At 68.1% G+C, this 17,649-nt stretch carries 17 protein-coding genes and 1 tRNA gene; 5 read left to right on the forward strand and 13 right to left on the reverse strand.

Annotated features, from left to right (window positions below):
- The 3 genes from BYZ73_RS16175 to BYZ73_RS16190 form a co-directional block, all read left to right on the forward strand.
- Positions 1-557 (forward strand): DNA cytosine methyltransferase (locus tag BYZ73_RS16175; RefSeq protein WP_181498083.1); only part of this gene is annotated, 557 nt, incomplete at its 5' end.
- A 39-nt stretch (positions 558-596) separates the two neighbouring features.
- On the forward strand, positions 597-851 hold the full coding sequence (locus BYZ73_RS16180) for a hypothetical protein (RefSeq protein ID WP_112316739.1): 255 nt from the start codon (positions 597-599) through the stop codon (positions 849-851).
- A gap of 174 nt (positions 852-1,025) precedes the next feature.
- Entirely contained in the window at positions 1,026-2,054 is a 1,029-nt protein-coding gene (locus BYZ73_RS16190) for a site-specific integrase (protein ID WP_112316741.1), read from the forward strand.
- A gap of 68 nt (positions 2,055-2,122) precedes the next feature.
- Here BYZ73_RS16190 and BYZ73_RS16195 read toward each other — a convergent pair.
- The 4 genes from BYZ73_RS16195 to xylF form a co-directional block, all read right to left on the reverse strand.
- Positions 2,123-2,196: transfer RNA gene (locus BYZ73_RS16195), tRNA-Cys, on the reverse strand.
- Between the two features lie 156 nt (positions 2,197-2,352).
- Complete coding sequence (locus tag BYZ73_RS16200; protein WP_112316742.1) at positions 2,353-3,117, reverse strand: ATP-binding cassette domain-containing protein; 765 nt, start codon at positions 3,115-3,117, stop codon at positions 2,353-2,355.
- On the reverse strand, positions 3,117-4,412 hold the full coding sequence (locus tag BYZ73_RS16205; RefSeq protein ID WP_112316743.1) for a sugar ABC transporter permease: 1,296 nt from the start codon (positions 4,410-4,412) through the stop codon (positions 3,117-3,119). The genes BYZ73_RS16200 and BYZ73_RS16205 overlap by 1 nt, the downstream gene beginning before the upstream one ends.
- 78 nt (positions 4,413-4,490) lie before the next feature.
- Positions 4,491-5,519, reverse strand: coding sequence for a D-xylose ABC transporter substrate-binding protein (xylF, locus tag BYZ73_RS16210; RefSeq protein WP_112316786.1), 1,029 nt, complete (start codon positions 5,517-5,519; stop codon positions 4,491-4,493).
- 238 nt (positions 5,520-5,757) lie between these two features.
- Between xylF and BYZ73_RS16215 the strand changes: the two genes are divergently transcribed.
- A complete protein-coding gene (locus tag BYZ73_RS16215) occupies positions 5,758-7,053 on the forward strand; it encodes an ROK family transcriptional regulator (protein WP_112316744.1) in 1,296 nt (431 codons plus the stop codon).
- A complete protein-coding gene (locus BYZ73_RS16220) occupies positions 7,050-8,549 on the forward strand; it encodes a CRTAC1 family protein (protein WP_112316745.1) in 1,500 nt (499 codons plus the stop codon). Before BYZ73_RS16215 ends, BYZ73_RS16220 begins: the two co-directional genes overlap by 4 nt.
- Here BYZ73_RS16220 and BYZ73_RS16225 read toward each other — a convergent pair.
- The 9 genes from BYZ73_RS16225 to BYZ73_RS16265 all read right to left on the reverse strand — a co-directional run bounded on the left by BYZ73_RS16225 (position 8,546) and on the right by BYZ73_RS16265 (position 17,635).
- Positions 8,546-9,865, reverse strand: coding sequence for a cytochrome-c peroxidase (locus tag BYZ73_RS16225; protein WP_112316746.1), 1,320 nt, complete (start codon positions 9,863-9,865; stop codon positions 8,546-8,548). The genes BYZ73_RS16220 and BYZ73_RS16225 overlap by 4 nt on opposite strands.
- A gap of 52 nt (positions 9,866-9,917) precedes the next feature.
- Positions 9,918-11,225 carry a xylose isomerase gene (gene xylA / locus BYZ73_RS16230; RefSeq protein WP_112316747.1) on the reverse strand — a complete coding sequence of 436 codons (1,308 nt, stop codon included), beginning with the start codon at positions 11,223-11,225 and terminating at the stop codon, positions 9,918-9,920.
- A gap of 172 nt (positions 11,226-11,397) precedes the next feature.
- Positions 11,398-12,843: a mannitol dehydrogenase family protein gene (locus BYZ73_RS16235; RefSeq protein WP_425451094.1), complete on the reverse strand. Its 1,446-nt coding sequence runs from the start codon at positions 12,841-12,843 to the stop codon at positions 11,398-11,400.
- Positions 12,833-13,576, reverse strand: coding sequence for a 2-dehydro-3-deoxy-D-gluconate 5-dehydrogenase KduD (kduD, locus tag BYZ73_RS16240; protein ID WP_112316749.1), 744 nt, complete (start codon positions 13,574-13,576; stop codon positions 12,833-12,835). Before kduD ends, BYZ73_RS16235 begins: the two co-directional genes overlap by 11 nt.
- Positions 13,573-14,397 carry a 5-dehydro-4-deoxy-D-glucuronate isomerase gene (gene kduI / locus BYZ73_RS16245; protein ID WP_112316750.1) on the reverse strand — a complete coding sequence of 275 codons (825 nt, stop codon included), beginning with the start codon at positions 14,395-14,397 and terminating at the stop codon, positions 13,573-13,575. Before kduI ends, kduD begins: the two co-directional genes overlap by 4 nt.
- Positions 14,398-14,408: 11 nt before the next feature.
- Positions 14,409-14,714 carry a cupin domain-containing protein gene (locus tag BYZ73_RS16250; RefSeq protein WP_112316751.1) on the reverse strand — a complete coding sequence of 102 codons (306 nt, stop codon included), beginning with the start codon at positions 14,712-14,714 and terminating at the stop codon, positions 14,409-14,411.
- 10 nt (positions 14,715-14,724) lie between these two features.
- Complete coding sequence (locus tag BYZ73_RS16255; protein ID WP_112316752.1) at positions 14,725-16,005, reverse strand: TRAP transporter large permease; 1,281 nt, start codon at positions 16,003-16,005, stop codon at positions 14,725-14,727.
- Positions 16,006-16,008: 3 nt separating this feature from the next.
- Positions 16,009-16,566 carry a TRAP transporter small permease gene (locus BYZ73_RS16260; protein WP_112316753.1) on the reverse strand — a complete coding sequence of 186 codons (558 nt, stop codon included), beginning with the start codon at positions 16,564-16,566 and terminating at the stop codon, positions 16,009-16,011.
- 76 nt (positions 16,567-16,642) lie between these two features.
- Positions 16,643-17,635 (reverse strand): TRAP transporter substrate-binding protein, encoded by a 993-nt coding sequence (locus BYZ73_RS16265; RefSeq protein ID WP_112316754.1) that lies wholly within the window; start codon positions 17,633-17,635, stop codon positions 16,643-16,645.
- Positions 17,636-17,649: the final 14 nt, after the last annotated feature.

Genomic DNA, 17,649 nt, shown 5'->3' on the forward strand with positions numbered 1-17,649 from the left:
TCCTCGCCCAGCACAATGCCGGGGCGCGGATGCAGCGCCATGCCGGCCGCCCGGCGGGCGCCCCGCTTTCCACCCTCACCACGCGCGGCACGCAACAGCAGATCGTCGCCGCGCATCTGATGAGCCTGCACGGCAAGACCCGGCGCGATCAGCCCCTCGACGCGCCCATGCCGACGCTTTGCGCCGGGGGCGGGCATGGCGCGCTGGTCGCGGCCTTCCTGCAGAAATACTACGGCGCGGGCACCGGCCAGGCAGCTGGCACGCCGCTGCACACGCTCTCGACCCGCGACACCTTCGGACTGGTAACGGTCGAGATCGACGGTGCGAGCTATGCCATCGCCGATATCGGCATGCGCATGCTGACCCCGCGCGAGATGTTCCGCGCCCAGGGCTTCCCCGAGAGCTACCGGATCGACACCGCCCCGGACGGCCGTGCCTTCACCAAGACCGAACAGACCCGCATGTGCGGCAACTCGGTCTGCCCGCCCGTCGCCGCCGCCATCATCGCGGCCAACTGTCCACACTTGGCCGCCGCCCCGAAGCGCCATGCCGGATGACCCCGCGCGCAGCGCCCAGACCACGAAGGAGCCCCTCTGATGCCCAGGATCACCCCCGACCGGATCGAGGAGATCGAGAGCCTCGCCCGGCACAATTGCGACGAGCTGGCGGGCCTGACCGCCGAGCTCGCCGAGCTGCAGGCCCGCGTAGACAAGCTGGAAGGCAGGACGAATGAACTCGGTTCAACCGATACCAAACCCGCACAGCGCAGATACCGCGACCCTTGTCGATGCGAGGCTGTCGCGACGGAGACAGAAGGGATGCAGGAGGGCAGGAAGAATGGCGACACCTAGTCCCCAAGCTGTTGCGCGTCAGACGATGGCCGCACTGCTTCGCGAGGCTCGTGCGGCGGGCTGGATTCGCGTTCGAGGAGAAATTAGACCGGACGGGAGTATGACTGTGGACGCCGGTATGATCGAGGCGGACACGTCCGACGACTTCCTCGAAGGTGACCTGAGGATGGGGCAGTGACCAAGAAAAGCCTCCCCAAATACGTCTACTGGGATCGCGGCTATGTCAGGTTCATCCGCCGGGCGCGCGGTCAAAGCGTAATGATGAAAGAAGAGCCCGGGACGCCAGAGTTCTGGGATCACTATAATGCCCTGTTGAAAGGGCGCGAGCCCGTTCCCTCGAAAAGGAACTTCGAGGCTTTGATTCTCAGTTACTATGAAAGTGACGCGTTCAAGAAGCTGAAGCCGCGCACCAAGGCCGACTATCAGAAATACATCAGCCATATTCGGTCGATTTGGGGCACGAAAGACCCGGCTAAGATTGAGCCACACCACGTCTATGAACTGCACCGTGCCAATGCCGAGCGATGGCGGCAGGCGAATTACCTGGTGCAGGTGATGGTGGTCCTGATGAACCACGCCCGCCTGATCGGCCTCCTCAAGAAGGAGCATGGAAACCCCGCCAAGGGCATTCCGCTGTTCAAGCAGGAAAGCGACGGATGGCAGCCATGGCCCGAAGACATTCGCGCAGAGTTCGAGGCCGTGGCCACCCCACGAGCGAGATTGGTCTATGAGCTTTGCTTGGGCACCGGCCAGCGGATCGGAGACGTGCTGAAGATCCGTTGGGATCACCTCAAGGATGGGGCTTACGACTTCACCCAAGGCAAAACCGATAAGCCCTTGTGGATCCCCCTCACGGATCGCCTCAGCGCCCATCTGGCGATGGTGGAAAGGAAGGGACTGACAGTCATCACAGACGCGCAGGGGCGTCCAGTTCGCTACCGCACGGTTGCGGAAGAAATGCGCAAGGTGAAGGCTGGCATGAGCCACCCTGATGCGGCGACGTTCGTGACGCACGGACTGCGAAAGAACGCGACCATCGAACTCTATCTCGCCGGATGCGACGACGAGATGGTGAAATCCGTAACCGGACACTCCGGGGTCGAGATGCTGAAAAAGTATGGAGGGCGAGTCAGGCAGAAGGTCCTAGCTGCCAAGGCTCAAGACGCACGAAACCGGATGGAACGGAACAAGACCAGAACGTGAAAGTTTCAACGCCTGTTTCAAATTTCAACAGGTGAAGCGGTGTCCGAGCGCTAAGCTACTGAAAGTATTGGAGGCGAGTAGGAGAATCGAACTCCTGTACACGGATTTGCAATCCGCTGCGTAACCACTCCGCCAACTCGCCACGTCAAGCGACTAGCCCTCTAGCATCCGAAATCCCGCAGCACAAGCCTCAACATCGCGGCCTTGGGGCGAGTTCCACCAGGACGCGGAGAGACGGCCGCGCTTGCCTTGGTCGAGTCCGATGCCGGCCTGGGCTTGAGCCTTCGGCAGGCGGCCGTCAGTCCGCCAGATGAGCGGGCTTCTTGCCGGCGATGATCATCGCGAGGATGTCGTCGGTCGTGACCTCGTCGACCCGGACGATGCCGACAAGCTGGCCGTTCTTCATCACCGCCGCCCGGTCGCACAGCGCCTTGACCTGATGGACGTCGTGGTCGATCAGGAAGATCCCGAGCCCTTGCCGTTTCAGCTCGCCGATCAGCTCGGCCACCATCTGCGTCTCTTGCGGACCGAGCGCGGCGGTGGGCTCGTCCATGATCAGGATGCGGGCGTTGAAATAGACCGCCCGGGCGATGGCGACCGACTGCCGTTGCCCGCCCGACAGCGCCGAGACCGGGGAAGCGAACTTGCGGAAATTGGGGTTGAGGCGGGCCATGATCCGGCGGGTTTCGGCCTCCATCGCAGCCTCGTCCATCAGCCCCAGCGGCGTCACCAGCTCGCGCCCGAGAAAGAGGTTCGAGGCGGCGTCGAGATTGTCGGCCAGGGCGAGCGTCTGGTAGATCGTCTCGATGTTGTAGCGCCGGGCGTCGCGCGGGTTCGAGATGGCGGCGGGGCGGCCGTCGATCAGGATCTCGCCCGCATCGCGTTGATAGGCGCCCGAAAGGCACTTGATCAGGGTCGACTTGCCCGCGCCGTTATGGCCCAGAAGCCCCACGACCTCGCCGGGATAGAGATCGACCGAGACATGATCGACCGCCTTGATGCCGCCGAAGGAAATCGAGATGTCCTTCATCTCGACCAGGGGGGTGCCCGTCTGGCCAGCCATCACCGTTCTCCCGTCCGTTTGCGGTAGAGGATGTCGACCAGCACCGCCAGCACCAGAACCGCGCCCACGACGATGTTCTGGAACGGCGCATCGACCCCCACCATGGCCATGCCCGATTGCAGCGACTGCATGATCAGCGCGCCGAGGATCGCGCCATAGATCGTGCCCGAACCGCCCGCAAGCGCCGTGCCGCCGATCACCGCGGCCGCGATCACGCGCAGCTCGTCCAGCGTGCCGATGTCGTTCGAATGGAAGGTCAGCCGGGCGGAGGCCACCACCGCCGACAGCGCACACAGCACACCCATCAGCGCGAAGACCTTGACCGTCAGCCAGCGCGTGTTGATCCCCGACAGGGCAGCGGCATCGGGGTTGCCGCCCGTCGCGAACACATAGCGCCCGAACCGGGTGCGCCGGGCGATCACCGTCATTCCGGCCGCGATCAGGATCAGCAGGATCACCGAGAAGGGCAACCCGTAGCCCGCGGAAAAGCCCTCGGGCATGACCTCGCCGCGGGACTCGAAGATCCGCGCCAGACGCCGGGCGGGAACGTCATAGGCATTCAGAACCGCGACGAAGCCGAGGATCGCACCCGCGACCACAAGGCCCAGGAGCGCCTCGGCCCAGCGTGGCTTGACCGGGAAATCATGCGCCCGACGGTTGCGGCGGCGCGCGGCCATGTAGACCAGCGCGAAGACGGTCGCCGCCAGCCCGAAGCCCCAGGACAGGCTCTCGCCCAGGGTGCCGTTGATGCCGCCCAGAAGCTGATAGGTCGGGTCCAGCGGGCCGATGGTCTGCCCGTTCGTCAGGTACCAGGCGACGTTGCGCCAGACCAGAAGCCCGCCCAGCGTGACGATGAAGGCAGGGATGCCCAGAAACCCCACCAGCCAGCCCTGAAACCCGCCGATCACCGCGCCTGTCGCGAGCCCCGCGGCGATGGCCAGCGGTGCGATCGCCCAATGGCCGAGCCCAAGCCCCAGCCAGTCGGGCAAAACGACGGTCTGCACCATCGCCATCACCGCCGAGCAGGTCGCCAGCAACGCGCCGACCGACAGGTCTATATTGCGGGTGACGATCACGAAGACCATGCCGGTGGCCATGATCGCCACGCTGACGGTCTGGATCGTCAGGTTGAAGATGTTCCGGGGCGTCAGGAACCGCCCGTCGGTCACCAGATTGAACACCAGGCACAGCACCACGAAGGCGCCGATCATGCCAAGCAGGCGCGTGTCCAGCTCCAGCGAGTCGAAGATCGACTTGCGGGCGGGCGCGTCGCTGCGGGTCTGGGCGTGTTGCATTCCCTGCCTCTCCGAAGACCTTGGAGCCGCGCTTCGGCTCCGGGGGCGGCAGGTGCCGCCCGCCGGGCCGTTCGGGGCTCAGTTGCAGGGGGCGGGGCCGTTCTCGACCCCCTGACACAGCGCGTCGACGCTGATCCAGCCGGCATCGGTGACCGTGCTCAGGTTGTCCCGCGTGACCGGGATCGGTTCGAGGAACTTGGCCCAGAGCGTGGTGCCGCTGGGCGAGGTCCATTGCTGGGCGCCGTCGATGTCGCTCATCTTGGTGCCGCCCGCCAGCTCGACAGCGATTTCGCCCGCGGCCTTGCCAAGCTCGCGCGCATCCTTCCAGACCGACACCGTCTGGGTGCCCTTGGCGACCCGGTTCAGCGCGGCATGGTCGCCGTCCTGCCCGGAAACGGGAATGCCGCCCATGCCTTGTGCCATCAGCGCCGCCACCGCGCCGCCCGCGGTGCCGTCATTCGAGGCCACGACCGCATCGACCTCGTTGTCATTGGCGGTCAGGACCTGTTCCATGTTGCGCTGGGCGTTGGCGGGCAGCCAGCCGTCGGTATAGGCCTCGCCCACGATCTTGATCTTGCCTGCGTCGATCGCGGGTTGCAGCACCTGCTGCTGGCCGCCCCGCAGGAAATCGGCGTTCGGGTCGGTGGGCGAGCCCTTGATCATCACGTAATTGCCCTCGGGCGCCTTCTCCAGCACGGCGCGGGCCTGCATCCGGCCGACCTCGACATTGTCGAAGGTCAGGTAGAACGCGCGGCTGTCCTCGATCAGCCGGTCATAGGCGATCACCGGAATGCCCTCGTCCGAGGCCGATTGCACCGCCGGAATGATCGCCGAGGTGTCCTGGGCCAGGATCAGCAGCGCATCGACGCCCTGCGCGATCAGGCTTTCCACATCCGACAACTGCTTGGCCGACGAAGATTGCGCGTCGGTCGAGACGTATTTCGCCCCCGCCGCGTCCAGCGCGGACTTGATCGCGGCCTCGTCGGTCTTCCAGCGTTCTTCCTGAAAGTTCGACCAGCTTACCCCCACGGTCAGATCCTGCGCGAGCAGCGGCCCGCCAAGACAGGTCGCGGCCAGAAGGCCCGCGATCAGCGTTCTTCCTTGCATCTGATACCTCCCAAGCATCACCGGGCCGCGGCCGTCGCCTGGCGGACGCCGCGGCGCCTTGGCCGCAAGCATGACACCGATTTTTCACCTGTCAAAATAAAAATGTTCTGCGATACTTGAGCTGCCCGGATATGGGGAGGAAATGCCGGGGTCCAGCTGTCGCGGCGTGCGGATCGGCATGCGGCGCGGCGTAATTTCCCTATTTTTCGCGCGGATTTAGTTCGGTGAATGAAAAATGATGACGCCGGTCTCGACGCTGCATCTGGGGCCCGGAAACCCCGATCAGCCGCGCGGCTGCGGTCCTCTGGCGCCGCCGCGCAGCCCGGCGCCGCGCCCGCTGCGCCAGCAGATCTTCGAGCAGGTCCGGGCGATGGGTGAGGTCTCGCGGGGGCAGCTTGCGCGCGAGCTCGGGGTCAGCCCGGCGTCGGTGACGACCCAGACCTCCGAACTGATCGAGCAAGGCTATCTGACCGAGGTACCCCTGGTGCCCGGGGCCGAACCGCTGAGGGGGCGCCCGCCGGTCGCCCTGAGGGTCGCGGCCGGGGCGCATGCGGTGGCGGGGGTCAAGTTCTCGATGCGCAAGCATGTGGCGGTGGCGCTCGATTTCGCGGGCAACCAGATCGCCGAAGCCAGCGAGCCCGCCCGCGACCGCGCCCCGCCCGGCGACCAGATCGAGGTGCTGGCGCGGCTGATCGGGTCGGTCTGCGCCGAGGCCGGGATCGGGCCGGGCGATCTGGCGCAGGTCGGCATCGGGGTGCCGGGCTTCGTCGATCATGCCTCGGGTCGGGTGCACTGGTCGCCGGTCTTCGGCGCGCGCGATGTCGATCTGGCGCAGGCGGCCTCGGCTCGGCTCGGCCTGCCGGTGATCGTCGACAACGACGCCAATCTGGCGGCGCTGGCCGAACTGTGGTTCGGCAGCGGCCGGACCCTGTCGGATTTCGCCGTCGTCACGCTCGAGCACGGGCTGGGCATGGGGCTGGTGCTGAACCACCGGGTGTTTCGCGGCGCGCTGGGGCTTGGGGTCGAGCTGGGCCATACCAAGGTGGAACTCGACGGCGCGCTCTGCCGCTGCGGCCAGCGCGGTTGTCTCGAGGCCTATGTCGCCGATTACGCGTTGGCGCGCGAGGCCCATGTCGCGCTCGATCTCGCGGGCGGCAGTGTGGGCGGCGGGGCCGAGGGCGGCGCCGATCTGGTCGAGAGGCTCTATGCCGAGGCCAAGGCGGGCAATGCGGTGGCGCAGTCGATCTTTCGCCGCGCCGGGCGCTATCTGGCGCTGGGGCTGGCCAATGTCATCAACGTCTTCGACCCCGAACTGCTGATCCTCAGCGGCGAGCGGATGCGCTATGACTATCTTCATGCGCAGGAGACCATCGCCGAGGTCGGCGGCTCGGTGCTGCCCGCCCGCGCGACCCCGCCCCGGATCGAGGTCCATGCCTGGGGCGATCTGCTGGGGGCGCATGGCGCCGGCGCGCTGGCGCTGGGCGCGGTGACCGACCGCCGGATCGGCGGCCCGTTCGAGGGGGCGGCGGCATGAAGGGGCTGACGCTCGCACTGTTGGCTCTCGGCACGCCCGCCTCGGCCGGTCCGGTCTTTCTCGACCGCAGCGCCGCGCTGCCGGTGACCCATGTCTATTCCGGCGGCTGGGAGCATTTTGTGGGAGGGGGCGTCGCGATCCTCGATTGCAACGGCGACGGGCGGCCCGATTTCGCCGCCGCCGGGGGCGCGGGGCCCACGCATCTTTTCGTCAACCGCACCCCCGGGCCGGGCGCGGCGCTGGCCTTCGAGGCGGCCGAACTGTCGGTACCGACGGGCGTCACCGGGCTCTGGCCGCTCGATATCGACGGCGACGGGACCCTCGATCTGGCGGTGCTGCGGGCCGGGCCGAACCTGCTGCTGCGGGGCGACGGGCAGTGCGGTTTTGCCAAGGCCGATTGGGGCTTCGCGGGCGGCGACGGCTGGAGCACGGCCTTTTCCGCGACATGGGAGCCCGGGCGCAGCCTGCCGACGCTGGCCATCGGCAACTATGTCGACCGCGCCGATCCGAACGGCCCCTTCGGCACTTGCGACGGTAACGAGCTGCACCGGGCCGAGGCCGGACGTTACGGCGCGCCGCTGCCGCTCAGGCCCGGCTTCTGTGCCCTCTCGATGCTCATTTCCGACTGGCAGCGGACCGGTCGGCCCGAGCTTCGGATCTCGAACGACCGGCATTACTATGTCAGCGGCGGCTACGAGCAGATGTGGCGGCTGGACCCGCTGGCCGAGCGCGGGCCGGACGAGGGCTGGCGCCGGGTCTCGCTGTGGGGAATGGGGATCGCCAGCGCCGATCTCGACGGCAACGGCTTTCCCGAGGTGATGCTGACCTCGATGGGCGACCAGCTTTTGCAGTTCAACGAGGCGGGCGTGCTGCGCGACGCGCCCTATGCGCAGGGCAGCTATGCCCAGCGGCCCTATCTGGGCGATGACGGGCGGCCCTCGACCGGCTGGCATGCCGAATTCGGCGATGTCGACAATGACGGGCGGCTCGATCTCTTTATTGCCAAGGGCAATGTCGACCAGATGCCCTCGAATGCGATGAGGGACCCCAACAACCTGCTGATGCAGCAGCCCGACGGCACGTTTCATGAGGCGGGGGATGCGGCCGGGATCGCCTCGGGCGCGCGCTCGCGCGGGGCAGGGCTGGCCGATTTCGATGGCGACGGGCGGCTCGATCTGGTGGTGGTGAACCGCCGCGCGGCCCTGGAGCTGTGGCAGAACGCGACGCCCGGCACAGGTCACTGGCTTGGGGTCGAGCTGCGCCGGGACCCGCCCAATACCCGTGCGGTCGGGGCCTGGATCGAGCTGCGCGCGGGCGGCCTGTCGCAGACCCGCGAGGTCACGGTCGGCGGCGGCCATGGCGGCGGGCAGGCGGGGCCTTTGCATTTCGGGCTGGGCGCGGCCGAGACGGCCCTGCTGCGCGTGCTCTGGCCCGGCGCGGGCTGGAGCGACTGGCAGGAGGTCGCGGCCGATGGCGTGGTGACGCTGCGCCCCTAGCGGTCGACCGGCAGGCCGCTGGGCACGGCGTCGGGGATGCCCAGCCGCCCGGCCAGCGCGGTTTCGTCGGTCAGCGCCTCGAGAAAGGCCATCAAGGCCTCGATCTCGTCCGGGGCAAGACCGGGGCCGGGCTTGGCCGTAGCCTCGATGGCGGCGCGGGCCTCGGGGTCGTCGAGTACGGCCCAGACCGGCTGGGGGCTGTCGAAATGCGGCAGTACGGCCTCGCGCGGGTGGCGGTCCAGAACCTTTCGGGGTGCAGCGTGCCGGGCGAGGAAGGCGCGCAGGTCGGTATCGCCCCCGGCATGGCCCCAGGGACCGGTGCGGGTCACGTTTCTGAGCATCGGCGTGCGGAAGGCGAAGGCGTCGGCGGCATGGCCGGTGACGCGGAACCGGCCCGGATCGGCCTGGCCCGTCTCGAACCGCTCGACCTTGCCGGGGCCGAGCTGCGGCGCGCCCATCGCGTGAAAGCCCATGTCGGAGAGAAGCGGCCCGGAATGGCAGGCGTCGCAGCCCGCCGGGCCGTAGAACAGCGCCTGGCCTTCGGCTGCCGGTCCGGTCAGCGGCGGGCCGCCCCGGAGCGCCCGGTCGAAGGCGCTGTCATCGGCGCGCCACTCGGCCGAGACGAAGGCGGCGATGGCATTCGAGATGTCGGTGAAGGCAATGGGGCGCCCGGCGGCGATCTCGGGATAGACCGCCTCGAACCGGGTCCGGTAGGCCGGAAGCGCCGCGACCCGGTCCGCGATCCGGTCCCAGGCGCCGCCCGGCCCGGTGATGAACCCCTGCCGGACGGCGCGGGCCACGTCGTTTTCCTGATAATGCCCGGCCATCTCGTCGGGCGAAAGCACCGGGAACATGGTCTGCGCCGACAGCAGATTGGCGAACCCCGCCACCATCTCGTCCTCCATCGGGGTGCGGAACCCGGTCGGGCGGCGGGCATCGGTCTCGATCCGGCCGTCGGCAAACAGCACCGTCACCCCGGCCGCGCCCATGTTGAAGAGCGGCGGCGCGTTGCGCGGGATGAGCCGCTCGGGCAGGTTCGCCGGGTCGGCGCGGCGGTCGGGCCCCAGCCCGATGCCGCCCTCGCCAAGCCCCAGCGACAGCCCGTCGCCGGTCGCGAAGCGCGGATGGTGGCAGGTCGCGCAAGAGATGGTGCGGTTGCCCGACAGGATCGGGTCGTAGAACAAGAGCTGTCCAAGACGGATCTCGGCCTCGGGCGCGGCCGCGAAATCGGCATCGGTGAGCGGCGCGGGCAGGCTGCCCGCCAGACCCGGCGGGGCCGCCAGCGCCGCCATGAGGGCCGCGGCAAGGCGTGTCATCGTGTCCTCCCGCCGCCAGCAAAGCGCGGGCGGCAGGCGCGCGTCAAGCCCTTCAGACGAAGCGGTTCACCAGCCCTTCGAGGTATTCCTGCCGACCCGAGCGCGGCTCGGGGTCGCGTTCGGCAGCCAGAACCCGGTCGGCGATCTGATCGAGGCTGCGTTCGCCCTTCAGCATCGCCTGCGCCTCGGGCGCTTGCCAGCCTGCGTAGCGGTCGGCCAGTGCGGCATCCAAGCTGCCCTCCTCGATCATCGCGGCGGCGGCCTTCAGGCCCCGCGCGCAGGTGTCCATGCCAAGGATATGGCCATGGAACAGATCGGCCGGGTCGATCGACTGGCGCCGGATCTTGGCGTCGAAATTGGTGCCGCCGTTGGTGAAGCCGCCCGCCTTCAGGATCTCGCGATAGGCCAGCGCCACCGATTGCGGGTCGTTCGGGAAATGGTCGGTATCCCAGCCGCATTGCGGATCGTTCCGGTTCATGTCGATCGAGCCCAGCACGCCCAGCGCCGCCGCCAGGGCCAGTTCATGTTCGAAACTGTGGCCCGCGAGGAAGGCATGGCCGACCTCGATGTTCAGCTTGACCTCGTTTTCCAGCCCGTAGCGCTTGAGGAAGCCGTAGCAGGTGGCGACGTCGTAGTCGTATTGATGCTTGGTCGGCTCCTGCGGCTTCGGCTCGACCAGGATCGTGCCCTTGAAGCCGATCTTGTGCTTGTACTCGACCACCATCGACAGCATCCGGCCCATCTGGTCCAGCTCCTGGCCGAGATCGGTGTTCAGCAGCGTCTCGTAGCCTTCGCGCCCGCCCCAGAGCACGTAGTTCTCGCCGCCCAGCCGGTGGGTCACGTCCATCATCGCCTTGATCGAGGCGGCGGCATAGGCAAAGACCTCGGGGTCCGGGTTGGTGGCCGCGCCCGCCATGTAGCGGCGGTGGGAAAAGAGGTTCGCCGTGCCCCAGAGCAGGCGGATGCCGGTCGCTTCCATCTTCTGGGCAAAGACCTCGGCGACGCGGTTCAGGTTGGTGACCGTGTCGACCAGCGTCTTGCCTTCGGGGCGCACATCGGCGTCGTGAAAGCAGAAATAGGGCAGGCCGAGCTTCGAGAACAGCTCGAAGGCGACATCGGCCTTGACGAAGGCCCGGTCCATCCCGTCGCCATACCAGGGGCGCTCGAAGGTGCGGCCGCCGAACGGGTCGAGCCCCTCATAGGCGAGGCTGTGCCAATAGGCACCGGCAAAACGCAGATGGTCCTCCATCCGCTTGCCAAGCACCAGCGCGTCCGGGTCGTAATGGCGGAAGGCCAGCGGGTTGGTGCTGTCGGGGCCTTCATAGGCGATCTTGCCGATGCCGTGGAAGAAGTCGGTCATGTGCGGTCCTCCTGTCCGGGGCGGCGCCGCGTCCGCATGCGCCCCCCGCCTGTTTGGTAGCCCCGATCCGGGCATGGAACAATCGCGATGCCAGGATCGGGGGGGCTCCTGTCCGGTCGGCGCGTCCGGTCGGCACGCGCGCGGCGGAGCGGAAGAGCGATAGGGTGGCGGATCAGTCCGCCCCGGCGGTCTCGGTGCAGATGGCCCCGGCCGACGCCCGCGCGCCGTCGCGCAGAAGCTGCGCATAGGCTTCGGCCAGATGGCCCTTCAGGGTCCGGGCCAGCGCCTCGGGGAAGATCTCGCGGACCGAGAGCAGCGCCGCGACCTTGGCCTCGGGCGTCTCGGCCCCGTCGCTCAGCGCGCGCAGCCGCTCGGCCAGCGGGTCGCGCACGTCGATGGGTCGGCCCGCCTCGTCAAGACCGCCGACATAGCGCATCCAGGCCGCGACGGTCAGGATCAGCCCGGGGCTCGCTCGGCCCTCGACAAGGTTGTCGGACAGGGTCGCGAGGATGCGCTGGGGCAGTTTCTGGCTGCCGTCCATGGCGATCTGCCAGGTGCGGTGCCGGATCGCGGGATTGGCGAAGCGCGCGCCAAGCGCCTCGGCATAGGCGGCCAGCGACACGCCGGGCGGCGGGGTCAGCGCCGGGGCGATCTCGTCGGCCCAAAGGTGGCGCACAAAGGCCCCCAGCGCCGGATCGGCCACGGTTTCGGAAATCGTCTCGTGCCCGGCCAGATAGCCCAGATAGGCCAGCGCCGAATGGGCGCCGTTCAGCATGCGCAGCTTCATGTGCTCGTAGGGCGTGACCTCGGTGACCAGTTCGGCGCCGACCGCGCCCCAGTCGGGCCGCGCGTCATCGACGAAATCGTCCTCGATCGCCCATTGCCGGAAGGGCTCGTGCATCACCGGGGCGGCGTCGTGGCAGCCGGTCAGCGCCTCGACGCGGGCGATGTCCTCGGGGCTGGTGGCGGGCACGATCCGGTCGACCATGGTGGAGGGAAAGCGGCCCTCGGTGCCGATCCAGTCGGCGAGGCCCGGGTCGATCCGGCTGGCCAGCGCCAGCACCACGCCGCGCACCACCCGGCCGTTGTCGGGAAGGTTGTCGCAGGTCAGCACGGTGAAGGGGCGCAGCCCCCGGTCGTGGCGCAGCTGCAGCGCCCGCACCAGATAGCCCGGCGCCGAGACCGGATGGGCCGAGCCCAGATCGTGCAGGATGTCGGGATGATCGAGATTGAGCGCGCCGGTCGCGGGGTCGTGGCAATAGCCCTTCTCGGTGACGGTCAGGGTCACGATGCGGATCGCCGGATCGGCCATCGCCTCGAGCACGGCCTGCGGGTCTTCGGGCGCGACCAGCACGTCGCGCAGGATCTCGACCGGATGCGCAAAGGCGCCCTCGGGGCCAAGCTCCAGCGCGGTATAGGTGCAGCCCTGCGGCGCCAGCGCGTCGCGGGTGCCGGGCGATTTCAGCGAGACGCCAATGATGCCCCAGGCGCCGCCCGAGTGGGCCACGGCGTCTTCGGTATAGATGGCGCCATGGGCGCGGAAGAAGGCGCCAAGGCCAAGGTGGACGATGCCGGCCTCGGGGGCCTTGGCGGTGCGGGTCATTCGGTCAGCGGGCAAGCCAGCCTCCATCTACGTTCAGGACCGCGCCGTGAATGTAGCGCGCGGCCGGGGAGCAAAGGAACGCGGCGGTTCCGGCGATGTCCTCGGGGGCGCCCCAGCGCCCGGCCGGAATCCGGTCGAGGATCGCCTGGCTGCGCAGGGGGTCGTCGCGCAGCGCCGCGGTGTTGTTCGTGGCGATATAGCCCGGGGCGATGGCATTGACATTGATGCCGCGCCCCGCCCATTCGTTGGCGAGGATTTTCGTCAGCCCGGCCACCCCATGTTTCGCCGCCGTATAGGCCGGGACGCGTATACCGCCCTGAAAGCTGAGAAGCGAGGCGATGTTGACGATGGCCGCGGGCAGGGTGCCCGTCTCCAGACAGGCCCGGGCAAAGCCCTGGGACGTGAAGAAAAGCGCCTTCAGATCGACATCCATCACTGCGTCCCAGTCGGCCTCGGAATAGTCCAGGCTGTCGGCCCGGCGGATGATCCCGGCATTGTTGACGAGGATGCTGTAGCCCTCCCCGGCAAAGAGATCGCGCCCGGCCATCGGGTCGGCCAGATCGAGGATCAGGCTTTGGCCTGTACCGCCCGCGGCCTCGATCAGGCTCACGGTCTCGTCCGAGGGACGGCGCCCGGCGCAAGTGACGGCCGCGCCCTGGGCTGCCAGCGCCCGGGCGATGGCCTGACCGATCCCGGTATTGGCGCCGGTGACGAAGGCGCGGCGGCCGTCCAGCGAGAATGGGCTCATCGCAGGTCTCCGGGCGCGACCATGTCCATGTCGGTGAAGTCGATATTGTCGCCCGCCATCGCCCAGACGAAGCCATAGCGCCCGGTTCCGGCCCCGGCATGGATCGACCAGGGCGGCGACAATGCGGCCTCTTCATTGGCGACGAAGAGATGCCGGGTCTCGTCGGGCGGGCCCATCAGGTGCAGCACCCGGTCCCCGGGCGCCATGTCCCAGTAAAGATAGGCCTCCATCCGCCGGTCATGGGTATGGGGCGGCATGGTGTTCCAGACCGATCCCGGCTCGAGCACCGTATAGCCCAGCACCAGCTGGCAGCTTTCCATCACCAGCGGGTGGATGAACTGCATGATCGCCCGCCGGTTGGCGGCTTCGGCGCTGCCCAACTCGACCCGGTTGGCCTCGGCGGGACGGATCAGGCGGGTCGGGCAGGTCCGGTGCGCGGGTGCCGAGGCAAGGTAGAACCGCCCCTCGCCCGCAAAGCCGACCGGCCCCGCCCCCATCCCCAGATACAGCACGTCGCCCCGCGCCATCGCCCAGCTTTCGCCCATCGCGGTGACGGTCCCGGTCCCGCCCAGATTGACGATCCCAAGCTCGCGCCGGTCGAGAAAGCCCGGCGTGCCGGTCTCGGCCACGTGATCAAGCGTCAGCCGCCCGCCCGCGGGCACCGCGCCCCCCAGAACGAAGCGGTCGTAATGGCTGTAGACCAGCCGCAGGCGGCCGTCCTGAAAGAGCCCCTCTGCCAGGAAATGGCGGCGCAGCGCGGCGGTATCCATGGTTCTCGCCTGGTCGGGATGCACCGCATGGCGGGTCTCGACGTGAAGCATGCTGTCTCCTCTCACAGAAAATCGTCGCGGCGGGGGGCGAAGCTGTCGATCAGCTCGCCCGGCTCGAGGCAAAGGCAGCCATGTTCGGCCCCCGAGGGGATGACAAAGCTGTCGCCGGGCCCGACCTCGAAGCTGTCGCCCGCGACCGAAAAGCGGAACCGGCCCGACCGCACATGGGTCGCCTGCACATGGGGGTGGCTGTGCAAAGGACCCTCGGCGCCTTCGCAAAAGCGGAACGAGACCAGCATCAGCTCGGGGGTCTCGGCCAGCACGCGGCGGCGGATGCCGGGGTCGGTATCGGTTTCGGGATAGGGCATCGGGTTGTCCTTAGTGGAAGAGCCCGGGCAGCCAGAGCGACAGCGCGGGGATGTAGGTGACCGCGATCAGCGTGGCGAGCGCGGCCAGATAGAAGGGCCAGATCGTGCGCATCACCTGCCAGATCGGCACCCGCCCGACGGCGCAGCCGACGAACAGCACGGCGCCGACCGGCGGGGTGCAGAGCCCGATCCCGAGATTGAGGATCAGGATCACCCCGAAATGCACCGGATCGACCCCGAAGGCCTGCGCCACCGGCAGGAAGATCGGCGTGGTGATGACGATCAGCGGCGACATGTCCATGAAGGTGCCGAGGATCAGCAGCACGACGTTGATCAGCAGCAGGATCACCAGCGGGTTGTCGGACAGATCCGCCAGCACCGCGACCAGCTGCGCGGGCACCCGCAGGAAGGCCAGAAGCCAGCCGAAGGCGGCGGCGCAGCCGATCACCATCAGCACCATGGCGGTCGTGCGCACCGCCGCCTTGGTCGCCTCGACGAAATCGACGAAGCTGAGCGAGCGGTAGACCAGAAGCGTCACCCCCAGCGCATAGACCACCGCGATGTTCGAGCTTTCCGAGGCGGTGAAGACGCCCGAACGCACGCCGCCGAAGATGATCGCGATCAGGATCAGCCCCGGAATTGCGTTCAGCAGAAGCCCGCCCAGCGCGGAGAGGCCCGGGAAGGGCTCGGTCGGATAGCCGCGGCGGATCGCGACGAGGCGCGCCGCCACCATCAGCGACAGCGCCAGCAAGAGCCCCGGCACGATGCCCGCCGTGAAAAGATCGGCGATCGAGATCTTTCCGCCCGCCGAGATCGAATAGATGATCATGTTGTGCGAGGGCGGGATCATCAGCGCGATGATCGACGAGACCACGGTGATGTTGACCGCATAGTCGGTGCCATAGCCGCGCGCCTTCATCTGCGGCACCATCAGCCCACCCACCGCCGAGGCATCGGCCGCGGCCGAGCCCGAGACCCCGCCGAACAGCACCGAGGCCGCGATGTTGACCTGCCCGAGCCCGCCCTTGAAATGGCCGACCAGCGCGCCCGCCAGCGCCACCAGCCGCCGGGCGATGTCGCCCCGCACCATCAGATCGCCCGCATAGATGAAGAACGGGATCGCCATCAGCGCATAGACCGAGACCCCCGAATTCAGCCGCTGGAACACCACGACCGGCGGCAGCCCCAGATACAGGACCGTCGCGAACGAGGCCGCGCCGAGGCAGAAGGCGACCGGCGTGCCGATCAGCAGAAGCGTGACGAAGGTGCCGAAAAGAACCCAGAGCTCCATCCCTCAACGCGCCTCCGACCCGGGTGCGGCCGACAATCCGGCATCGGACGCGGGCTCGATCTCGTGATCGTCGCCGAAGCGCGGCGTCGACAGCCCGGCCGCGCGCCGGGCCAGCCGTTCCAGCGCGAACAGCACCAGCAGCGCGCCGCCGCCGACCAGCGGCAGGAAGTCGAAGGCGCCCGAGATGCCCAGCGCGGGCAGCTTGTTGCCGGCGGTGCGGCCGGCCAGTTCGGCGCCGTAGATCACCATGCCGGTGCCGAACCCCGCGACGACAAAGTCCGACACTGAATAGAGCCAGGGCCGCACCCGGTCCGGCAGCACGTACAGCACCACGTCGAAGGACAGGTGATACCCCTCGCGGATGCCCACCGCCGCGCCGAGGAAGATGAACCAGCCCATGATCATCACCGCGGCGGGCTCGGTCCATTGCAGCGAGTCGTTCAGCACGTAGCGCCAGAACACCTGGGCGGCGATGAAGACGGTCATCAGCACAAGTCCCGCCCCCGCCGTCCAGAGCCCGGCCGTGGCAAGCGCGCCGGTGACCCGCGCGACCCTTCGCATCGTCCGCTGCACTCTTTCCTCCCCGGTTGCAGGTGCGGAACGGCGCGCGATCCGGGCCGCGCGCCGTTCGCATCGCTCATTCGGTGGCCTGAATCCGGGTCACCATGTCCTTCAGCTTGTCCGAGGTGACGTATTTCTCGTAGACCGGCACCATCGCCTCGATGAACGGGGTCTTGTCGATCTCGGTCACGATCTCGACGCCCGCCTCGCGCATCTTCGCCTCCGACTCCGCCTCGCGCGCCGCCCAAAGCTCGCGCATGTGCGGCACCGAGTCCTTCGCGGCCGCCCGCACCGCCTCCTGCTCTTCGGCCGACAGCCCGTCCCAGGTCTTTTTCGAGATCACCAGAACCTCGGGCACGATCAGGTGCTGGTCGAGCGTGTAGTGCCGGGCGACCTCGAAATGACCCGAGCTGTCATAGGAGGGCCAGTTGTTCTCGGCGCCGTCGATCACCCCGGTCTGGATCGAGGAATAGACCTCGCCATAGGGCATCGGCGTCGCATTGGCGCCGAGTGCGTCGACCATGTCGACGAACAGATCCGACTGCATCACCCGGAATTTCATGCCCTTCAGATCGGACATCGCCTGGATCGGGTGCTGGCTGTTGTAGAAGCTGCGCGCCCCGGCATCGTAGAAGGCCAGCCCGATCAGGTCGTGATCGGCAAAGGCTGCGAGGATCTCGTCGCCGATGGGGCCGTCCATGACATGATGCATGTGCTCGACCGAGCGGAAGATATAGGGCAGCGACGGCACCTGGGTTTCCGGGATCATGTTGTTGAACGGGCCGAGGCTGACCCGGTTCATGTCGATGACGCCGAACTGGGTCTGCTCGATCGTGTCCTTCTCTTCGCCCAGCTGGGCCGAGTGGAACACCTCGATGCAAAGCGCGCCGCCGGTCCTCTCCTCCAGCAGCTTGCCCATGTATTGCACGGCCGCGACCGTCGGATAGCCCTCGGGATGGGTGTCCGAGGACCGCAGGGTCCGGTCGCAGGCCAGGGCCGCCGGGGCCAGGGCCAGGGTCGCGAGCGCGGCCGGGGCCAGCAGTGCCGCGAGGCGTTTCAGTTGGGTCATGGTCTCCTCCCTGT

Source organism: Rhodovulum viride, assembly GCF_003265965.1.
Taxonomy (GTDB): Bacteria; Pseudomonadota; Alphaproteobacteria; order Rhodobacterales; family Rhodobacteraceae; genus Rhodovulum; species Rhodovulum kholense.